This is a genomic window from Amycolatopsis sp. Hca4, assembly GCF_013364075.1.
Classification (GTDB): Bacteria; Actinomycetota; Actinomycetes; order Mycobacteriales; family Pseudonocardiaceae; genus Amycolatopsis.
In genome coordinates this window covers 679,208-697,980 of sequence record NZ_CP054925.1, presented here as the reverse complement: position 1 = coordinate 697,980, position 18,773 = coordinate 679,208, and the positions used below count along the sequence as shown (strand labels likewise).

Genomic DNA, 18,773 nt, shown 5'->3' with positions numbered 1-18,773 from the left:
TGACGATATGGGGTCGGCTCGCTAATCGTCAAGATGACGATTAGGGTGGGTGGCATGGGTCACCCGCCGTTCGCCGTCACCGTGGACCTGGTCGTGCTCACCTTGACCGGGGAGGAGCTGTGCGCGCTGCTCGTCCGCCGGGGCGTGGAGCCCTACCTCGGGGAGTGGGCGCTGCCCGGCGGGTTCGTCCGGGAGGACGAGGACCTGGCGGACGCGGCGCGCCGCGAGCTGGCGGAGGAGACCGGGCTGGCGCCGGGGACCGTCCACATCGAACAGCTGGCGGGCTACGGCGCCCCGGACCGGGACCCGCGGATGCGGGTGGTGACGGTGGCGTACCTGGCGCTGGCGCCGGACCTGCCGGTGCCCCGCGCGGGCACGGACGCGGCGGAGGCGCGCTGGGCACCGGTGCGCGCGTTGCGGACCGAGCGGCTGGCGTTCGACCACGACCGGATCCTGGCGGACGGCGTGGAGCGGGCCCGCGCGAAGCTGGAGTACTCCCCGCTGGCGACGGCGTTCTGCGCACCGGAGTTCACGGTCGCCGAGCTGCGGCGGGTGTACGAGCTGGTGTGGGACACCCGGCTGGACCCGCGGAACTTCCACCGCAAGGTGACGGGGGCGGAGGGGTTGCTGGAGCCGACGGGCCGGACGACCGCCCGCGACGGCGGCCGCCCGGCCCGGCTGTACCGGCGGGGGAAGGCGGAGGTGCTGTACCCCCCGATGCTGCGGGGCTGACGGGCGCGGCCCGGTTGCCGCGAACCGGAAGCGGCGGTCCCTTCCCGGCCCGCCGCCTGCGGCTGCCTAAGCCGCGCGGGGTGTCACCCAGCGGCGGGCCGCCGAGACGAGCGGGAGCAGGCGCGTCGTGATGTTGCGGGCCGCCAGTCCGCCGCGGGTGGCCGGGATCAGCAGGGCCGCCGCCTTCGAGACCGCTCGCTGCTTCGGCTCCACCAGCTTCCGGTGCGCCGCTTCGTAGCGCCGGAAGGCCGCCGCCGGGTCCTCCGGCGTCCGGCCCAGCTCTTCCGCCAGCGTGTGCGCGCCCGCCATCGCCAGGGTCGAGCCGTCGCCGAACAGGGACACGCACGAAGCTGCGTCACCCACCAAAGCGGTGCGGCCGGTGCTCCAGCGATCCATCCGGACCCGGCTCACCGAGTCGAAGTACAGATCCTCGGCCGTGCGCACCTGGTCCAGCAGTTCCGGGACCCGCCAGCCCGCGCCCGCGTAGGCCTCGGCGAGCAGGCGCCGGTGCAGCGCGGTGTCCCGGTGGTCGAACCCCGGCACCGCGTCGCCGCGGAACATGAACGCCGCGATGCCGTGGCCGCGGGACGGGTGCACCGCCACCGCCCGGCCGGGCGAGTTGTACATCTCGATCGCGGTCGCGTCGGACGGTGGCCCGGCCAGCGGCAGCGTCGCGATGTAGACGCCCACGTGCTCGACGAACGCCTGCTCCGGGCCGAATGCCAGCCGTCGCACCGCGGAGTGCAGGCCGTCCGCGCCGAGCACCAGGTCGAAGCGCCGCGGGCGGCCGCGCTCGAACGTGACGTCGACGCCGCCGACGTCTTCGCGGAGCTCGGTGATCGAGTCGTGGAAGACGAACTCGGCGTGCTCGCGCGCCGCGTCGTGGAGGATGGCCGCGAGATCGGTACGGGGGAGCTCGACGTCACCCTCCGCGCCGAGCAGCTGCGTCGGGATCCGGCCGGTCCGGCGGCCCGCGTCGTCGACGAAGTTCAGCGCCGTCGCGCTCGTGCTCGCTTCGCGCAGCTTCGCGGTGATGCCCATCCGCTCGGCGACGCGCGAGGCCGGCCCGCGGACGTCGACCGGGCTCCCGCTCGAACGCAGCCCGGCGGCGCGTTCCACCACGGTGGGCCGGAAGCCGGCGCGGGACAGCCAGTAGGCCAGGGTCGGCCCGGCGACGCCGGCGCCGGAGATCAGCACGGTTGTTTCGGTCATGGTGCTCGGCCCCCATCGGTTGTCACTGACCATCGGTCAGTTCAGACGGTACGCTCCTGTCCATCGGTCAGGCAAGTGGCTAGGCTGGGGCCATGACGGACGACACCCGGGCGCGGATCCTGCGTGCGGCGCTGGAGGAGTTCTCGGCGCGGGGCTACCACGAGACGTCGGTGCGCGAGCTGGCCGAACGCGTCGGCGTGACGAAAACCGCGGTCCTGTACCACTTCCCGGGCAAGGCGGACATCGTGAGGGCGCTCGCCGAGCCGATGCTCGCGGACTTCGAAGCGGCGCTGGCCGAGGCGGGCGAGGCGCCCGACGCCCGCCGGGCGACGCTCGAAGGGCTCCTGGAAGTCTGGCTGACACACCGCTACCTGCTCCGGATGAACCTGCGCGACCTCGGCCTGACGGCGTCGGAGGCGGTGTTCGAGCGCTTCCGCAACGGCATGCTCCGGGCGAACGCGCTGGTCGCGGGCCAGCACGCGGATCTGCCGGGCCGGGTCCGCGCGGCGCAGGCGATCGCGATGCTGAGCGACCCGGTGGTCCTCTTCGCCGAAGCCCCGGAAGACGAGCTGCGCGCGGCGATCCTCGACGGAGTGGCCCGGCTGTTCGCGACTCCGGCCGTGGACGGGAACGGCGCGCGGACCGCGGTCACGGAAGGCGGGCGCTCCGGCAAAGGGACCGAGACCGGCGCCGGCGACCCCGGTTCGCCGGCGCGAAGCGAGGTCGTCGCTGTCAGGGCCAAGGGCCGTCGCGGGCGGCCATCGGCGATGAGTGCCGAAACCATCGACTCCGTCCGGCGCCGCTACGCCGCCGGGGAGTCGCCGTCGGAGATCGCCGCCGCGTTCGGTGTCTCGCGGGCGACGGTCTACCGGCACCTCCCGGCCGATTAATGAGACAGTTTATGAGACTTTTCGAGACGAGTGGTCACCCGGAAAGCGGGCGGAACCACAGCGTGAACTCCGTCTTCTGCGGCACCAGCCGGTACCCCGGCAGCACCCCCGGTCCGCACGACGCCGTCCCCAGGCCGTGCTGGGCCACGTCCAGCGTCAGGTGCACCACCTCGTCCGGCACCAGGTCGTCGGTGTGCCGCGCCGCCTCCAATGCCGCCGCCGTCCAGCGGCGGGCGGTGAACTCGAACGTCGGCTCACCGTCCACGCGGATGCCCGCTCCGTCCGGGGACGTCAGCCGGGCCCAGCGGACCGCCGTGCGGTTGCCGTTCTCCTGCGGGTGGACGTACGGCGTCTGGAGACCGTCGACGCTGCTCGAGAACCGGCCGATCCGCGCCGCCTGGCGGCTGTCCGGGTAGGCCTCGCCCGGGCCACCGCCGAACCACTCGGCCGAACCCAGCTCGCCCGGGATCGCCATCGCCAGGCCGAGCCGGGGGAGCGTGCCGGGGAACTCGCCGTCCGGGGTCACCTCGACGCGCAGCCGGAGGCGGTCCTCGAACGCCGTCCACGTGTAGTCCGCGAACAGCCCGAACGGCTGCGCCGGCGGCGCGACCCGGGTGCGCACCACCAGCTCCTCGCCGTCCGCGTCGACCGTGATCACCCGGTGCTGCATGCGGTGCAGCCCGGCCTCGCGCCACTGTTCGGCGTCGGGCCGCCCGGCGAACGTGCCGCGGTCGTTGTCCGTCGTCGCCCGCCAGACGTCGAGACGCGGCCCGCGCACCGCGTGCCCGCCGAGCGCCGACAGCACGCCCGTCACCGGGTCGAACTCGCCGGCCCCGAGCAGCAGCCGTCCGCCGGTGCGGAACACCGGCGCGCGCGGCGGCAGCGGCGCCGCGACCGGGGCCGGCGACACCGCCAGCTGCCCCCACCCCACGACGTGCCCGGCCGGCGCCCACGCCGTCGCCGACGTCAGCGCCGCGGACACGGTCAGCCACGACTCGCCGCCCGCCGCGGGCAAATCAGGCCGCGGGAGAGAAGCTTTCTGTCCGGGTTGGACGGACGGCACATCGAGAACGCCTTGGGCGACAGCGACCCCTTCGTCCTCCAGCACCCAGGTGAACGTCAGGTGCCCGGTGTCCACGAAGTCGTGGTGGTTCTCGACCACGATCCCGTCCGCGCCGGCCGAGATCCGCACCGGCTCGATCACCTTCGCGAACTCGAGCAGGCCCGGCGACGGCGTCCGGTCGGGGAAGAGCAGGCCGTCGATGACGAAGTTGCCGTCGTGGATGGCTTCGCCGAAGTCCCCGCCGTAGGCGAAGTGCCCGTCGGCCGCCAGGCCGTGGTCGATCCACTCCCACAGGAACCCGCCGTGGCAGTTCGGGTACCGCTCGAACAGCTCGCGGTACTCCAGCAGCCCGCCCGGGCCGTTGCCCATCGCATGCCCGTACTCGCACTGCAGGAACGGCAGCTCCCGGCGGCGCTCGTTGTCGTCCTCCCGGCGGCCGATCCGCTCGACCTCCTCGTGCGTGGCGTACATCCGGCTGTGCACGTCCACGAAGGCGCACTCGTGGTCGCCTTCGTAGTGGATCGGCCGGCTCGGGTCGCGCTGGCGCACCCATTCGGCCATCCGCGCGAGGTTTTCGCCGGTGTGGCTCTCGTTGCCCAGCGACCAGAGGATCACGCTGGGGTGGTTCTTGTCCCGCTCGAGCGTGCGGCGCATCCGGTCGAGGTAGGCCTCGGCCCACCGCGGGTCGGCGCTGGGGTTGCCCGCCCAGCCCAGCGGCTCGAAGCCGTGGGTCTCCAGGTCGCACTCGTCGATCACCCACAGGCCGTAGGCGTCGCACAGCTCGAGGAAAACCGGGTCGGGCGGGTAGTGGCTGGTCCGGACGGCGTTGACGTTGTGCCGCTTCATCAGCAGCACGTCGGCGAGCGCGGTCTCCGGGGACACCACGCGCCCGGTGCGCGGGTCGTGCTCGTGGCGGTTGACCCCGCGCAGCATCAGCGGACGGCCGTTCACCAGCAGCCGGCCGCCGGAGATCGTCACGGTCCGGAACCCGATCCGGACCGGCACCCGCTCGGCCGCGGTGGCCAGCGTGCCCTCGTACAGCCGCGGGGTCTCGGCGCTCCACGGCTCGACCGGCAGCTCCAGCGCCTCCCCGGCCGGGTGCCCGGTGACGCCGAGTTCGGGGACGTCCAGCACGACGTCGGGGCCGGTCTCGACCCGGAGCGTGCCCAGGCCGGTGCGGTGGTCGTAGTCGGCGTGGACCCAGTGGTCGCCGATGCCGCCGGCCGGGCGGGCGAGCAGTGTGACGGCGCGGAAGATGCCGGACAGCCACCACATGTCCTGGTCTTCGAGGTAGCTGCCGGCCGACCACTGGTGCACCCGCACGACGAGGACGTTCCCGGACGGCTTCAGCAGCGGTCCGACCTCGAACTCCGACGGCAGCCTGCTGCCCTGCGTGACGCCGAGCTCGGTGCCGTTCAGCCAGATCCGGCCGCAGGAGTCGATGCCGTCGAAGCGCAGCACGGCCGGCCCGGCCGGCCACTCGGCGGGCAGGTCGAACCGCAGCCGGTGGTCGCCGGTCGGGTTGTCCGATGGCACGTGCGGCGGGTCGACCGGGAAGGGGTACTGCACGTTCGTGTAGGCCGGGCGGCCGTGGCCGTGCAGCTGCCACAGCGACGGCACCGGCAGCTCGTCCCACGCCGAGTCGTCGAAGGTCTCGGCCTCGATGCCCACCGGCGCGGCCGCGAGGCTCGGTGACAGCCGGAACCGCCAGGTGCCGTTCAGTGACAACGATGGCGCGTCGGAGGTGAAAGCCGCGCGCGGCGGAAGGGAACCGCGGCCGGGGCCGGGGTCTTCGAGGTACGACATGGGGTCCTTTCCGCGCTCGGCACGCATCCGAGAACGTTCCCGTGAACGTTCACGGACCGCCCCGAAGTGTGCTGCGCGGCGGGACCGGGTGTCAAGGGATCAGGCGGATTCGCGCAGGTAGAGGCGGGCGCGGACGACCAGCTCGGCGGGGTCGAGGGGCGCCGCGCCGGTGACCATCCGGGCCGCCTGCTCGACGGCCAGCGCACCGACCGCGCGGGTGTCGATCGCGACGCTGGAGAGTTCCGGCTCGACCAGGGTGCCGAGGGCGAGCCCGTCGAACCCGATCACGGCGAGCTCGGCGGGCACGCGCAGGCCGAACCGGCGGGCCTCGCGCAGGGCACCGATGGCCATCACGTCGTTGAACGCGAACAGCGCGGTGACGTCGGGGTGCGCGGCGAGCAGGGCGGCCAGCGCGGCACCACCACCGTCGACGGTCTGGGGGCCGGACGCGATCCAGCCGGGCGCGACCGGGAACCCGCACCCGGCGGCCGCCCGCAGGAACCACCGCCGCCGGACGCTCGGGGCGGGGTTCCCGTCGAGCATGCCGATCCGCCGGTGCCCGCGCGAGACGAGGTGGGCGACGGCCTCGCGGACGCCGTCCTCGCCGTCGACCACGACACCGCTGAACCGCGGGGTGCGCGGCTCCCGGTCGATCAGGACGACCGGGATGCCGGCGGTGAGGCGGTCGAGGTCCTCGTCCGAGCGGCCGAAGTAGCCGGTGACCGCGTCGACCTGGGTGCCGATCACCCGCAGCGTGGCGAGTTCCTGCTCGGGATCGTCGGCGGTGTCGTGCACGACGACGTGCCAGCCGCGCGACCGGGCCGCCTCCAGCGCCCCGGAGGCGACCTCGGTGAAGAACGGGTTGAGCAGATCGGGCACGACGAGCCCGATGGTGGTGGTGTCCGGCCGCACCAGCCCGCGCGCGAACCGGCTGGGCCGGTACCCGAGCTCCCGCGCGGCGTCCAGGACGCGCTGCTTGGTCGAGCCGTCGATCTCGGCCTTGTCGTTGAGCGCCCGCGAGACGGTCTGCCGGGACACCCCGGCCGAGCGGGCGACGTCGTGGATCGTCACCCGCCGCGGTTCCGTGCTGCTCGAGGACACGCGTCGAGTATGCCCGCCCGTGGCCCGGCCACGATGGAGTGGTCGGCCCGTGATCCCCGCCGTATCTCGCGTGATCGAGGCCGGAACCGGCGTGATCGGAGCCGGAACTCGCGAGTTGCGCCGCTGCTCACGCGAGTTCCGGCCCCGATCACCCGAGTTCCGGCGCCGGACACGCGGGATACGGGTTCGAGCTTTGCGTCAGGCGGCCGGGGTGCGGTTGCGGCGCTTGACCACGACGCGCCAGCCCACCGCCAGGACCACCGCGAGCACCGGGATCGAGCAGAACGCGATCTTCTCCGCGCCGTCCGAGAAGCCCATCAGCACCACCACCAGGGCCAGGAACCCCAAGGTCGCCCAGCCGCTGTAGGGCGCCCACGGCATCCGGTACGACGGGCGCTCCAGCTCGCCGCGCAGGGCGGCCTGGCGCAGGCGCAGCTGGCAGAAGATCAGCGTCGCCCAGGTGCTGATCACACCCAGGGACGCGATCGCGATCGCGATGTCGAAGGCCTCCTTCGGCACCAGGTAGTTCAGCACCACGCCCAGCACGTACGCGACCGAGGTGAACATGATGCCGCCGTAGGGGACGTGCCGTCGGCTCATCCGGCTGACGAACGACGGCGCTTCGCCCTTTTCGGCCAGCGACCGCAGGATCCGGCCCGTCGAGTAGAGGCCCGAGTTGACGCTCGACAGCGCCGCGGTCAGCACCACCGCGTTCATCACGTCGCCGATGCCCGGGATCCCGAGGCGGCTGAACACCGTCACGAACGGGCTCTCGTCGCCGCTGTAGAACGGCCACGGCAGCAGCATCGCCAGCAGCAGCACCGAGCCGACGTAGAACACGCCGATCCGCCAGACCACGCCGTTGATCGCCTTCGGCAGCACCTTGCGGGCGTCCTTGGTCTCGCCGGCCGCGATGCCGACTACCTCGATCGCCGAGTAGGCGAAGATGACCGCCTGCAACGTCATCAGCGCGACGCCGACGCCCGCCGGGAACAGTCCACTGTGGCCGGTCAGGTTGTGCGCACCGGCCGGCGCGCCGCCGATGTCCGCGCTCGTGAGCACCAGGCCCGCGCCGACGACCAGGAAGACGACGATGGCCAGCACCTTGACCACCGAGAACCAGAACTCCAGCTCGCCGAACACCTTGACCGACAGCAGGTTCACCAGCAGCAGCACACCGAGCGCGACCAGCGCGGTGAGCCACTGCGGCACGTCCGGCAGCCACTTGTGCACGTAGATCGCGACCGCGGTGATCTCGGCGATGCCGGTCATCGCCCAGTTCACCCAGTACATCCAGCCCGAGGCGAACCCGGCCCACGGCCCGATGAACTTCCGCGCGTAGGTGACGAAGCTGCCCGAACTGGGCTCGTGCAGGACGAGTTCGCCGAGCGCCCGCATCACGAAGTAGGCGGCGATCCCGCAGATCGCGTAGGAAAAGACCAGCGACGGGCCGACCTGGTGGAGCTTGCCGCCGGCGCCGAGGAAGAGCCCGACGCCGATCGCGCCGCCGATGGCGATCATCTGCACTTGGCGGTTGCCCAGCGCTTTCGAGTAGCTTTCACCTTTTTCGGTGAGCAGCGAAGAATCCATGGTTACCGGACGCTAGAGCCGTGTGCGGGAGGTCACCAAGCGGGCTAAGGAAGACTTAAGGTGTGCCGGAAATCACGGGTGCGGGTGCCCGCGATCCGCCGGTCCCGATTTGACACGGGGCCCCTGCGGCCCGCGCCGGAGCGCCTTCTACGCTCGGGCCCGTGGACCTCGCGGCGCTGCTGGACCGGATCGTCGACGACGTCGCGCCGGAAATCGGCCGCGGCGCCGTCGCGGACTACATTCCCGCGCTGGCCAGGGTGGCGCCGGGGCGGTTCGGCATGGCAGTGGCCGAAGTGGACGGTGCGGTGCACGGCGTCGGCGACTGGGAGCACCCGTTTTCCGTGCAGAGCATGTCCAAAGTGTTCACACTGGCGCTGACCCTCTCCCGCGGCGACGGCGTGTGGGCGCGGGTCGGCCGCGAACCTTCGGGCGATCCGTTCAATTCGCTGGTGCAGCTCGAACACGAGGACGGCATTCCGCGCAACCCGTTCATCAACGCCGGCGCGCTGGTGGTGACCGACGAGCTCGCCCGCCACGGCGACGCGGCGGAGGCGCTGCTCGCGTTCGTCCGGGAGGAGAGCGGGCGGCCGGGCATCGCGGTGGACCCGGAGGTGGCGGCGTCGGAGGCGGGCCACGCCGACCGCAACCGGGCGCTGGCCTACTTCATGGCCTCCTACGGCAACATGCGTCACCCGGTGCCCGCGGTGCTCGACCAGTACGTCCGCCAGTGCTCGATCGCGATGAGCTGCGCCGACGTCGCCCGCTCGGCGGTGTTCCTCGCCCGCCACGGCCTCCGCAACGACGGCTCGCGGCTGCTCGGGCCGAGCGCGGCGAAGCGGATCAACGCGGTGATGCTGACCTGCGGCACGTACGACGCGGCGGGGGAGTTCGCCTACCGGGTGGGCCTGCCGGGCAAGAGCGGCGTGGGCGGCGGGATCGTGGCGATCGTCCCCGGCCGGTGCGCGGTCTGCGTCTGGAGCCCGGGACTGGACGCCCGCGGCAACTCCGTCGCCGGGGTCGCCGCGCTCGACCGGTTCACCACGCTGACCGGGTGGTCGATCTTCTGAGTCAGCGCAGGTAGTTGTAGACGCTGGCCCGGGAGATGCCGAGCAGGTCGGTCAGCGCCGCTACCGCGTTCTTCAGCTCCAGGAAGCCCCGGTCCTTCAGCGAGCGCACCAGGTCCTTCTTCGCGGCCGCCGGCAGGCTGCGCGGGGTGTGGCCGCGCTCGGCCGCGTACTCCTCGACCAGGGCCCGCAGCTCGTCGCCGGTCCGGGCACGCAACGTCTCGGACAGCGGCGCCGGCCCGTCGGTGGCGGCCAGCCGGGTCAGGGCCTGGGCCGCCGAGCCGAGCAGGGAGACGTCGAGGTTGAGGCACAGCGCCGCGACGTACTCGCCCGCGGTGTTGCGGATGCCGATCGAGGTGCTCTTCGCGGGCCGGCCGTCCGGGAACCGGTTCGGGTAGTTCTGCAGCACGTCCGGGAAGTCCGGGTCGGCGATCCGGGCCAGGCCCAGCTCGGTGGCCGGGTCGCCGGGCGCGCGCCCGGACAGGCTCCCCTCGATCGCGCGCACGGCGTGGGCCGGGTCGCGCAGGTCGTGCAGGACCACCTCGCACAGGCCGGGGAACATCCGGCCGACGGCGTGGGCGATCTTCTCCGCCTCCCGCAGCAGCAGCTCGTCCTCCGCCGCGGTCATCCGATCAGCTCCCGCAGCCGGTCCGCCGCCTTCAGGCCGGAGCCGGTGAGCACGACGACCGTGGTCTCACCGGGCCGGATGGCCCCGCGGGCGCGGAAGACGTCGATCGCCGCGGCGGCCGTCGCGCTGGTCGGCTCGGCGTAGAGGCCGAGGGCGGCCAGGCGGCGGGCCGCCGCGCCGATGGCCTCCTCGTCGATGGCCGCGGTGTCCCCGCCCGAGCGCCGGATCGCCGCGACGACCTCGGGCAGCCGGACCGGACGGCGGATCGCCGTCCCCTCGGCGACCGTCGGGGCGAACCCGGGCACCGGCCGGTCGTGGAAGGCCGCGTCGATCGGGGAGCAGTTGCGCGGCTGCGCGACGAGCAGCCGGGGCCGCCGGGTGATCGACCCGGCGGCCAGCAGCTCCCCGAAGCCGAGGTCGCAGCCCAGCACGATGCTGCCCGCGCCGGCCACCGTGACCACGGCGTCGGGGGCGCGGAAGCCGAGGTCCTCCCACAGCTCGTAGGCGAGGGTCTTGGTGCCCTGCAGGAAGAACGGGTGCCAGTTGTGGCTGGCGTAGGTGGTGCGGTCCGAGCGGCGGACGGCCTCGGCGGCGGTGTCGTCGCGGGTGCCCGGCACCAGCTCGACGGTGGCGCCGTACGCGCGGGCCTGCAGCACCTTCGCCGGCGATGTCCCCTCCGGCGCCAGCACGGTCGCCGCGATCCCGGCCGCGGCGCTGTAGGCGGCCACCGACGAGCCACCGTTGCCGGAGCTGTCCTCCAGCAGCTCCCGGACCCCGGCGCCGGCCAGCGCGGAGACCATGACGCTCGAGCCGCGGTCCTTGAAGCTGCCGGTCGGGCTGAACCACTCCAGCTTGAACCGGACGTCGGCACCGTCCCAGACCTGGGGGACCAGCGGCGTGCAGCCCTCGCCGAGCGACACCGGGTGCAGGTCGCCGGGCAGCGCGGCCCGGTACCGCCAGAGCGAGCGGACACCCGAGTCGACGTCCTCGGGACGCAGGCCCGGCAGCGGGGCGACGGTCAGCGGGGTGCCGTCGTCGCCGCGCCAGCGCAGCGGGTCGCCGGGGTACCGCGTGCCCGAGCGCTCGTCGGTGTACCAGTACGTCACCGTCACCTCCAGGTCTGGACGAACAGTCCAAGCTTAGACGTAGTGTCCAGTGCTACTCCGCAGTACGCGAAATACCTTCAGCTTCTTCTCAGGAAAAGCTTGTAACGCGACGGCACTGAAATTCGATCACCGGCGCCGGCCGGCGCACCGCCGGTGGTTGCCTGAATGCCGTCCGTCGCGCCCGGTGACCCGTTCGTGGTGGGCGGCGCCCCCGTTCGTGGTCTTGTGAGCACCGAGAATCCCGCGGCGGAACCAATCCACAGTGGACCTGACGGGCCGTCACGGCCGGTTTCCTGCATTCTCGGGATGATTCTTGCTGATCCGCAGATAAACGTCGAAGAATAGCGGCCTCGGCGGCTGTGATGTGATCCGCGGAGATCGGTGACGCGAACGCATCCGCACGGCTGCTTTACCGGCGGGATAAGCGCGGACGGGCGGTCCGGAAACGACGGACCCGACGGACGGCGTGGACCGTACCGGCCAACGCCCCCGCGTCCACCAGGCGGGATGGCTTGCGCCGTCCGGTGGTGCGGGCCGGGTGGACCACGGTACCGATCGGTCTGCCGTGGTCGGATCGCGCAATGGTCGCGCGTGCGCCGGGCGGGAACGTGACGGCGACGTTAAATTCTTGCGCGGCCGGGCTGGTCGATCGCGAATTTCCTGAAGCTCGGCGATGAAATCGCGGTGGGTTGTTGACGGCACGGAAGGAACCCGCTTAAGTACACCCCGTTACCTCTTCACCCTTTCGTGCGTAGCGGGAGTTCCCATGCTTCTCTCGAAAGACGACTCCGTGCCGGCCGGGCTGGTCGTCGCCGTGTCGCCGCTGCGATGGCCGTCGGCGCGCGGGGTGGCCGCCGCCGCCCGGGGCGGCGGCCTCGGCGTGCTCGACCTGACCGACGGCGGCGCCGCGGGCGCGGAAGAGCTCGCGTTGCTGGGGAGTGGGGTGTTCCGGCGTTCGGGGTCCGCCTTGCGCACCCGGTGGACCTGCCCGACGCGGTGACCACCGTGCTGCTCACCGCAGACGCGCAGTGCTCGCCGCGGGACTTCCCGGGCCGGCGGGTCCTGGCCGAGGTCACCTCCCGCGCCGCGGCGGACCGTGCGGTCGCCGCCGGCGCGCACGGCCTGATCGCCCGCGGGCACGAATGCGGTGGCCGGGTGGGCGAGCTGAGCACCTTCGTGCTGCTGCAGGCCCTGCTGGCCGACGGGCACGTCCCGGTGTGGGCGGCGGGCGGCATCGGGCCGCACACCGCCGCGGCCGCCGTCGCGGGCGGCGCGGCCGGTGTCGTCGTCGACACCCAGCTCGCCCTGCTGCCGGAAGCCGAACTGCCCTCAGGCCTGACCACCGCCGTCACCGGGCTCGACGGGTCGGAAACGACCGTCGTGGACGGTGTCCGCGTGCTCGCCCGGCGGGGCGTCGAACCACTGGAAGCCGGTCAGGACGTCTTCCTCGCCACCCGGTTCCGCGACCGCTGGGGCACGGTGACCGCCGCGGTGCGCGGCCTGGCCGACGCCGTCGGCGAAGCCCTTCGCCTGTCGGACGCGGTGCTGGGCCCCGGCAGCGCGGGCAGCCGCGCGTTCGGCACGGCGCTGCCGGTGGCGCAGGGCCCGATGACCAGGGTCAGCGACCAGCCCGCCTTCGCGGCCGAAGTCGCCGCGGGCGGTGCGCTGCCGTTCGTCGCGCTGGCCCTGTCCGGCCCCGAGCAGACCCGCGATGTGCTGGAGAAGACGCGGGCGGCGGTCGGCGACGCGCCCTGGGGCGTCGGCGTGCTCGGGTTCGCCGCCGACGACGTCAAGGCCGCGCAGCTGGCGGTCATCCGCGAACTGCAGCCCACGCACGCGATCATCGCCGGCGGCCGCCCGGCGCAGGCGAGTGCCCTGGAAGCCGCCGGCATCGCGACCTTCCTCCACGTGCCGTCGCCGGGCCTGCTGAAGCAGTTCCTCGAGGCGGGCGCGCGCAAGTTCGTCTTCGAAGGCTCCGAATGCGGCGGGCACGTCGGCCCACGGACCAGCTTCCCGTTGTGGGAGGCCCAGCTCGGGGTGCTCGCCGACTTCCTCGCGGCCACCCCCGACGCCGCCGCGGACCTGCAGCTGCTGTTCGCCGGCGGCGTCCACGACGAGCGTTCGGCCGCGATGGTGGCCGCCCTCGCCGCGCCGGTGGCCGGGCGCGGCGCGGCGATCGGCGTGCTGATGGGCACCGCCTACCTCTTCACCCGCGAGGCCGTCGACGCCGGTGCCGTGCGGCCGCTGTTCCAGCGCCGGCTCCTGGAAGCCGAGCACACCGACCTCCTGGAGACCGCGCCGGGCCACGCCACCCGGTGCGTGCGCAGCCCGTTCACCGAGGAGTACGCCGCGATCAAGGCGGACCTCGCGCAGCGCGGCGTGCCCAGCCGGGACGCCTGGGAGCAGCTGGAAACGCTCAACGTCGGACGGCTGCGCCTGGCGAGCAAGGGGATCGAGCGGGTCGGCTCGGAACTGCGGGACGTCGGCGAGGACCGCCAGCTCGCCGAAGGCATGTTCATGGCGGGCGAGGTCGCCGTGCTGCGCTCGGCCGTCACCACGATCGCCGCCCTGCACCACGCGGTGGGCGAGGGCGCGAACGCGTTCCTGCGGGCCCGGGCCGCCGGATTCGGTGCCGCCGAGGCCGAACCACCCGCGCCGGCGCCGCTGGACATCGCGATCGTCGGGATGGCCTGCATGTTCCCGCAGGCGCCGGACCTGGCCGCGTTCTGGGCGAACGTGCTGGCCGGTGCCGACGCGGTCACCGAGGTGCCGCCGCAGCGCTGGGACACGTCGCTGTACTACGACCCGGACGGGCAGGGGGCGAAGACGCCGTCGCGCTGGGGCGGGTTCCTCCCGGAAATCGGCTTCGACCCGCTGAAGTACGGCATCCCGCCGTCGTCGCTGGCCAGCATCGAACCCGTGCAGCTGCTGGCACTGGAGGCCGCGCACCGCGCGCTGGCCGACGCCGGCTACGCGGACCGCGCGTTCGACCGGGCCCGGACGTCGGTGGTCTTCGGCGCCGAGGCGGGCAGTGACCTGTCGAACGCGATGACGTTGCGGAGCGTGCTGCCGTCCTATGTGGGCGAACTGCCGTCCGAACTGGACGAACGGCTGCCGCGGATCACCGAGGACTCCTTCCCCGGCGTGCTCGCCAACGTGATCGCCGGCCGGATCGCCAACCGGCTCGACCTCGGCGGGGCGAACTACACCGTCGACGCCGCCTGTGCGTCCTCGCTGACCGCGGTCGACGTCGCCTGCAAGGAATTGACCGCCGGCACCAGCGACCTGGTCCTCTGCGGCGGCGCCGACCTGCACAACGGCATCAACGACTACCTCCTGTTCGCCTCGGCGCACGCCCTCTCGCCGACCGGCCGGTCGGCGACGTTCGACAGCGCGGCCGACGGCATCGCCCTCGGCGAAGGCGTCGCGTGCCTCGCGCTCAAGCGACTCGGCGACGCCGAACGCGACGGCGACCGGGTGTACGCGGTGATCAAGGGCGTCGGTGCGGCGTCGGACGGCCGCGCGCTCGGCCTGACCGCGCCCCGGCCCGAAGGCCAGCACACGGCGCTGACCCGTGCCTACCGCAACGCCGGTGTCTCGCCGGCGCGCGTCGGGCTGGTCGAGGCGCACGGCACCGGTACCGTCGTCGGCGACCGGACCGAGCTCGGCACGCTGACGAAGGTGTTCACCGAAGCCGGCGCCGCACCGGGTGCGTGCACGATCGGCTCGGTGAAGTCGCAGATCGGGCACACCAAGTGCGCCGCGGGCCTGGCCGGGCTGATCAAGGCCGCGCTCTCCGTGCACACCGGCGTCAAGCCGCCCACCCTGCACCTCACGCAGCCGAACCCGGCGTGGGACTCCGAAACCAGCCCGTTCGTGTTCCAGGCGGCGGCGCAGCCGTGGACCACCCCGCCGTCCGAGCGGTTCGCCGGTGTCAGCGCGTTCGGCTTCGGCGGCACCAACTTCCACGTGGTGCTCGCCGCGCACGACGGCGTCCCGCCCGCGCAGGCCGCCGACGAGTGGCCCGCGGAGCTGTTCACCTTCGCCACCGATGCCGCGGCGCGCGAGCTGCTGGCCATGGCCTCGGAAACGCCGTCGCCGTGGCGGCTGCGCGACCTGGCCCGGGCCGCGGCCGAACGGTCGCACGGGCGACCGGCGCGGCTCGCCGTCGTCGCGTCCACTGTGGACGAGCTGACCGGGCTGCTGCGGCAGGCGCTCGACGGGCAGGACGCACCCGGGGTGTTCCGCGCGGACGACGCGGTGGCGGGCGAGGTCGCGGTGCTGTTCCCCGGCCAGGGCAGCCAGCGGCCGGGCATGTTCGCCGAGCTGTTCGTCGCCTTCCCCGAACTGCAGCGGTACCTGCGCCTGGACCCGGCGACGGCCGGGGCCGTGTTCGGCCCGGCGGTGTTCGGGGAGCCGGCGCAGCAGGCCGCCGCGGACCGGGTCACCGACACCCGCGTCGCCCAGCCCGCGCTCGGGCTGGCCGGGCTGGCCGCGTTCCGGCTGCTGACCCGCGCCGGCGTGCGGCCGTCGATGCTCGGCGGGCACAGCTACGGCGAGCTGACGGCGCTGGCCGCCGCGGGCGCCCTCACGCCGGAAGGACTGCTGCACGCGAGCCACGTCCGGGCGGCGGCGATCCTCGACGCGGTCCCGGACGGCGATCCGGGGGCGATGGCCGCGGTGTCGGCGTCCGCCGCCGAGGTGCTCGCGGTCCTCGGCGCGTCGCCGGTCGTCCTGGCCAACCACAACTCGCCCCGGCAGACGGTGATTTCGGGACCCACGGCCGACGTCGAGGCGGCGGTCGGGGAGCTGCGCGCCGCCGGGCTCGGCGCGAAGCGGATCCAGGTGGCGTGCGCGTTCCACAGTTCCCTGGTCGCGCCGGCCGGGGCGGCGTTCGGCCGGGCCCTCGAGGCGATCGGCGTCGTGCGGCCGAAGGTGCCGGTGTACGCCAACCGGACGGCCGCGCCCTACCCGGCGGACCCGGACGCGGTCCGCGGTGAGCTGGCCGCCCAGCTGGGGTCGCCGGTCCGGTTCGTCGAGCAGGTCGAGGCGATGTACGCGGCCGGGGCGCGGGTGTTCGTCGAGGCCGGCCCCGGGTCCGTGCTGGCCAGGCAGGTGGCCGCCATCCTCGGCGACCGGCCGCACCGGACGGTCGGGTTCGAGCAGCGCGGCCACCGTGGCCTGCCGGGCTTCCTCGGCGCGCTGGCGCAGCTGGCGGTGTCCGGGGTCCCGGTCGAGACGGGCTGGCTGTTCCGCGGCCGGGACGCGGTCGACGCCTCGGCCGCGCCGCGCCCGAAGCGTCCGGGCTGGACGGTCGACGGCCACCTGCTGCGCGCGGCGGACGGCACGATCCCGGCGGGCGCCCTCCGCCCGGCGGAACGGATCACGCTGGGGACGGTGGCTCCGGCGGCGGCCACGTCGGAGGCGATGGTCGCGGACTTCCTGCGCACCGGCCGCGAGATGATCGCCGCCCAGCGCGACGTGCTCCTGGGCTTCCTCGGCGCCGAGGCGCCCGCGGAGGTCCGGGCGCCGATCACGGCGCCGATCACGGTGCCGGTCATCGAGCAGCCCGCGGTGGTGCCGGTCGCGGCCCCGAAGGCGGCTTCGGTGCTGGAGACCGTGGTGGCGGTGATCGGGGAGCGGACGGGGTATCCGGTGGAGATGATCGAGCCGGACCTCGATCTGGAAGCCGACTTGAGTGTGGATTCGATCAAGCGGGCGGAGATCGCGGGCGAGCTGGCGTCCCGGCTGGGGCTGGCCGGCGGGGACGTGGAGGAGTTCGCGAAGGCGCGCACGGCGGCGGCGATCGCCGGGCTGATCGGTGACGAGCCTGCCGAGGTGGCGCCGGCGGTTTCGGTGCTGGAGACCGTGGTGGCGGTGATCGGGGAGCGGACGGGGTATCCGGTGGAGATGATCGAGCCGGATCTCGATCTGGAAGCCGATCTGAGTGTGGATTCGATCAAGCGGGCGGAGATCGCCGGAGAACTGGCGAGCCGCCTGAACCTCGACACCGGTGGCGACGTCGAGGAACTGGCCAAGGCCCGCACGGCCGCGGCGATCGCCGAGCTGATCGACGGCTCGGCCGGGTCGCAGAGCACCGCCGAATCGGCCCAGCTCGGGCCACGCACTCCGGCCGAGCCTTCCCTGCCCGTGCCGCGAACTCCGGCCGAGCCCGCACCGCTCGTCGTCGCGCCGAAACGCCTGGTCATGGCCGAAACCGACCTGCCGGCCGCCGCCGCTCCCGAAGTCGCCGGGCGGAAGTTCCTCCTCTTCGGCCGCGGTTCGCTCGCCGAAGCCGTTCAAGCCCACCTCACCGAGCTGGGCGCGACGGCCGAGGTCGCCGACGACGTCCGCCCCGGGTTCGACGGCATCCTGTTCCTGCCGGACGACCGTCCCGTGCTCCCGGCCGCCTTCCCCCGCTACCAGGCCGCCCTGGCCACGAACCCGTCCTGGCTGCTCACCGCCGGCCCCGGCGAGGGCCTTCGCGGCTTCCACCGCAGCCTCGCCCGCGAATACCCGGACACCGTCACCCGCGTGGTCGAACTGTCCCCGGACGCCGCTCCGGAACGGCAGGCCGCAGCCTTCGTCGCCGAGCTGTCCACAGTGGATCGCGAGCCGGTCGTCGTGCGGCGCGGCGAGACCCGGACCGGTTTCCGGATGACCGAACGGGACCTCGGCCCGCTCGGCAGCAGCGGTGCCGGACCGGCGGGCGACGGCGCCGCCGAAGCCACCGCGCTCGGCCTCGGCCGCGACTCGGTCGTCCTGCTCGTCGGAGGCGCCAAGGGCATCACCGCCCGGTTCGCCGCCACCCTGGCCGCGGCCGCCCGCTGCCGGATCGAACTCCTCGGCCGGACCCCCGTCCCGGCCGCCGAGGACGAACACCCGCAGGCCCGCACGGCCCAGGACCTCCGCGCCGCCCTCATCGCCGCCGGCCTCAGGAGCCCCGCCGAGATCGAACGCACGGTCCGCCGGATCCGGGGCGAACGCGAGGTCCGGCAGACACTCGCCCAGCTCGAAGCCCTCGGCAGCCCGGCGCGCTACCAGTCGGTCGACATGCTCGACGCCGAAGCCGTGCACCGCGCGGTCAAGGAGATCCACGCGAGCACGGCCGGCTCGACGGCATCGTCTACGCAGCCGGCGTGATCGAGGACAAGCTCGTCGCCGAGAAGACACCGGAGTCGTTTGAGCGCGTCTACAGCACCAAGGTCGAAGGCGCCCGCACCCTCCTGGAGGCGACCGCCGACCTGCCCGGAGAGCCGGCGTTCGTGGTCCTGTTCGGCAGCATCGCCGCGACGCTCGGCAACCGTGGCCAGTCCGACTACGCCGCCGCCAACGACGCCCTCGAAACGCTGGGCCGCCAGTGGCCCGCCGGGCGCGCGGTGACTGTCCACTGGGGACCGTGGGCCCCGACCGGCGAGCACGACGGCATGGTCACGCCCGAGCTGATGCGCGACTACGCCCGCCGCGGCATCGCGCTGATCGACCCGGAGGAAGGCACCCTCGGCCTGCTGCGCGAGCTGGCCTGGGGCCGGCCGGACACCACCGCCGTCGTCCACACGGCGTCCGGGTGGTGACGGACAT

At 73.6% G+C, this 18,773-nt stretch carries 9 protein-coding genes and 1 pseudogene; 4 read left to right on the top strand and 6 right to left on the bottom strand.

Annotated elements, in window-relative coordinates; genetic code table 11:
- Positions 1-54 precede the first annotated feature (54 nt).
- A complete protein-coding gene (locus tag HUT10_RS02815; protein WP_176169728.1) occupies positions 55-732 on the top strand; it encodes an NUDIX domain-containing protein in 678 nt (225 codons plus the stop codon).
- Between the two features lie 66 nt (positions 733-798).
- Here the strand turns inward: HUT10_RS02815 and HUT10_RS02810 are convergent, their stop codons facing one another.
- Entirely contained in the window at positions 799-1,944 is a 1,146-nt protein-coding gene (locus HUT10_RS02810) for an FAD-dependent monooxygenase (protein ID WP_176169727.1), read from the bottom strand.
- A 92-nt stretch (positions 1,945-2,036) separates the two neighbouring features.
- Between HUT10_RS02810 and HUT10_RS02805 the strand changes: the two genes are divergently transcribed.
- Positions 2,037-2,834 (top strand): TetR family transcriptional regulator, encoded by a 798-nt coding sequence (locus HUT10_RS02805; RefSeq protein ID WP_176169726.1) that lies wholly within the window; start codon positions 2,037-2,039, stop codon positions 2,832-2,834.
- A gap of 34 nt (positions 2,835-2,868) precedes the next feature.
- Here HUT10_RS02805 and HUT10_RS02800 read toward each other — a convergent pair whose 3' ends face one another.
- The 3 genes from HUT10_RS02800 to HUT10_RS02790 all read right to left on the bottom strand — a co-directional run bounded on the left by HUT10_RS02800 (position 2,869) and on the right by HUT10_RS02790 (position 8,394).
- On the bottom strand, positions 2,869-5,703 hold the full coding sequence (locus HUT10_RS02800) for a glycoside hydrolase family 2 TIM barrel-domain containing protein (protein WP_176169725.1): 2,835 nt from the start codon (positions 5,701-5,703) through the stop codon (positions 2,869-2,871).
- 99 nt (positions 5,704-5,802) lie between these two features.
- A complete protein-coding gene (locus tag HUT10_RS02795; protein WP_254896630.1) occupies positions 5,803-6,804 on the bottom strand; it encodes a LacI family DNA-binding transcriptional regulator in 1,002 nt (333 codons plus the stop codon).
- A 198-nt stretch (positions 6,805-7,002) separates the two neighbouring features.
- Positions 7,003-8,394, bottom strand: a complete 1,392-nt coding sequence (locus tag HUT10_RS02790; protein WP_176169724.1) for an amino acid permease — start codon at positions 8,392-8,394, stop codon at positions 7,003-7,005.
- 161 nt (positions 8,395-8,555) lie between these two features.
- Here HUT10_RS02790 and HUT10_RS02785 point away from each other — a divergent pair, with 161 nt between their 5' ends.
- Entirely contained in the window at positions 8,556-9,461 is a 906-nt protein-coding gene (locus HUT10_RS02785; RefSeq protein WP_176169723.1) for a glutaminase, read from the top strand.
- 1 nt (position 9,462) lies between these two features.
- Here HUT10_RS02785 and HUT10_RS02780 read toward each other — a convergent pair whose 3' ends face one another.
- Both HUT10_RS02780 and HUT10_RS02775 read right to left on the bottom strand, forming a co-directional pair.
- The gene (locus HUT10_RS02780; RefSeq protein WP_176169722.1) at positions 9,463-10,086 is read right to left on the bottom strand and encodes a transcriptional regulator; all 624 of its coding nucleotides are present in this window, start codon (positions 10,084-10,086) and stop codon (positions 9,463-9,465) included.
- Positions 10,083-11,192, bottom strand: coding sequence for a pyridoxal-phosphate dependent enzyme (locus tag HUT10_RS02775; RefSeq protein ID WP_176169721.1), 1,110 nt, complete (start codon positions 11,190-11,192; stop codon positions 10,083-10,085). Before HUT10_RS02775 ends, HUT10_RS02780 begins: the two co-directional genes overlap by 4 nt.
- Positions 11,193-11,958: 766 nt before the next feature.
- Between HUT10_RS02775 and HUT10_RS02770 the strand changes: the two are divergent.
- Positions 11,959-18,766: pseudogene (locus HUT10_RS02770) on the top strand (SDR family NAD(P)-dependent oxidoreductase).
- The last annotated feature ends 7 nt before the right edge of the window (positions 18,767-18,773 follow it).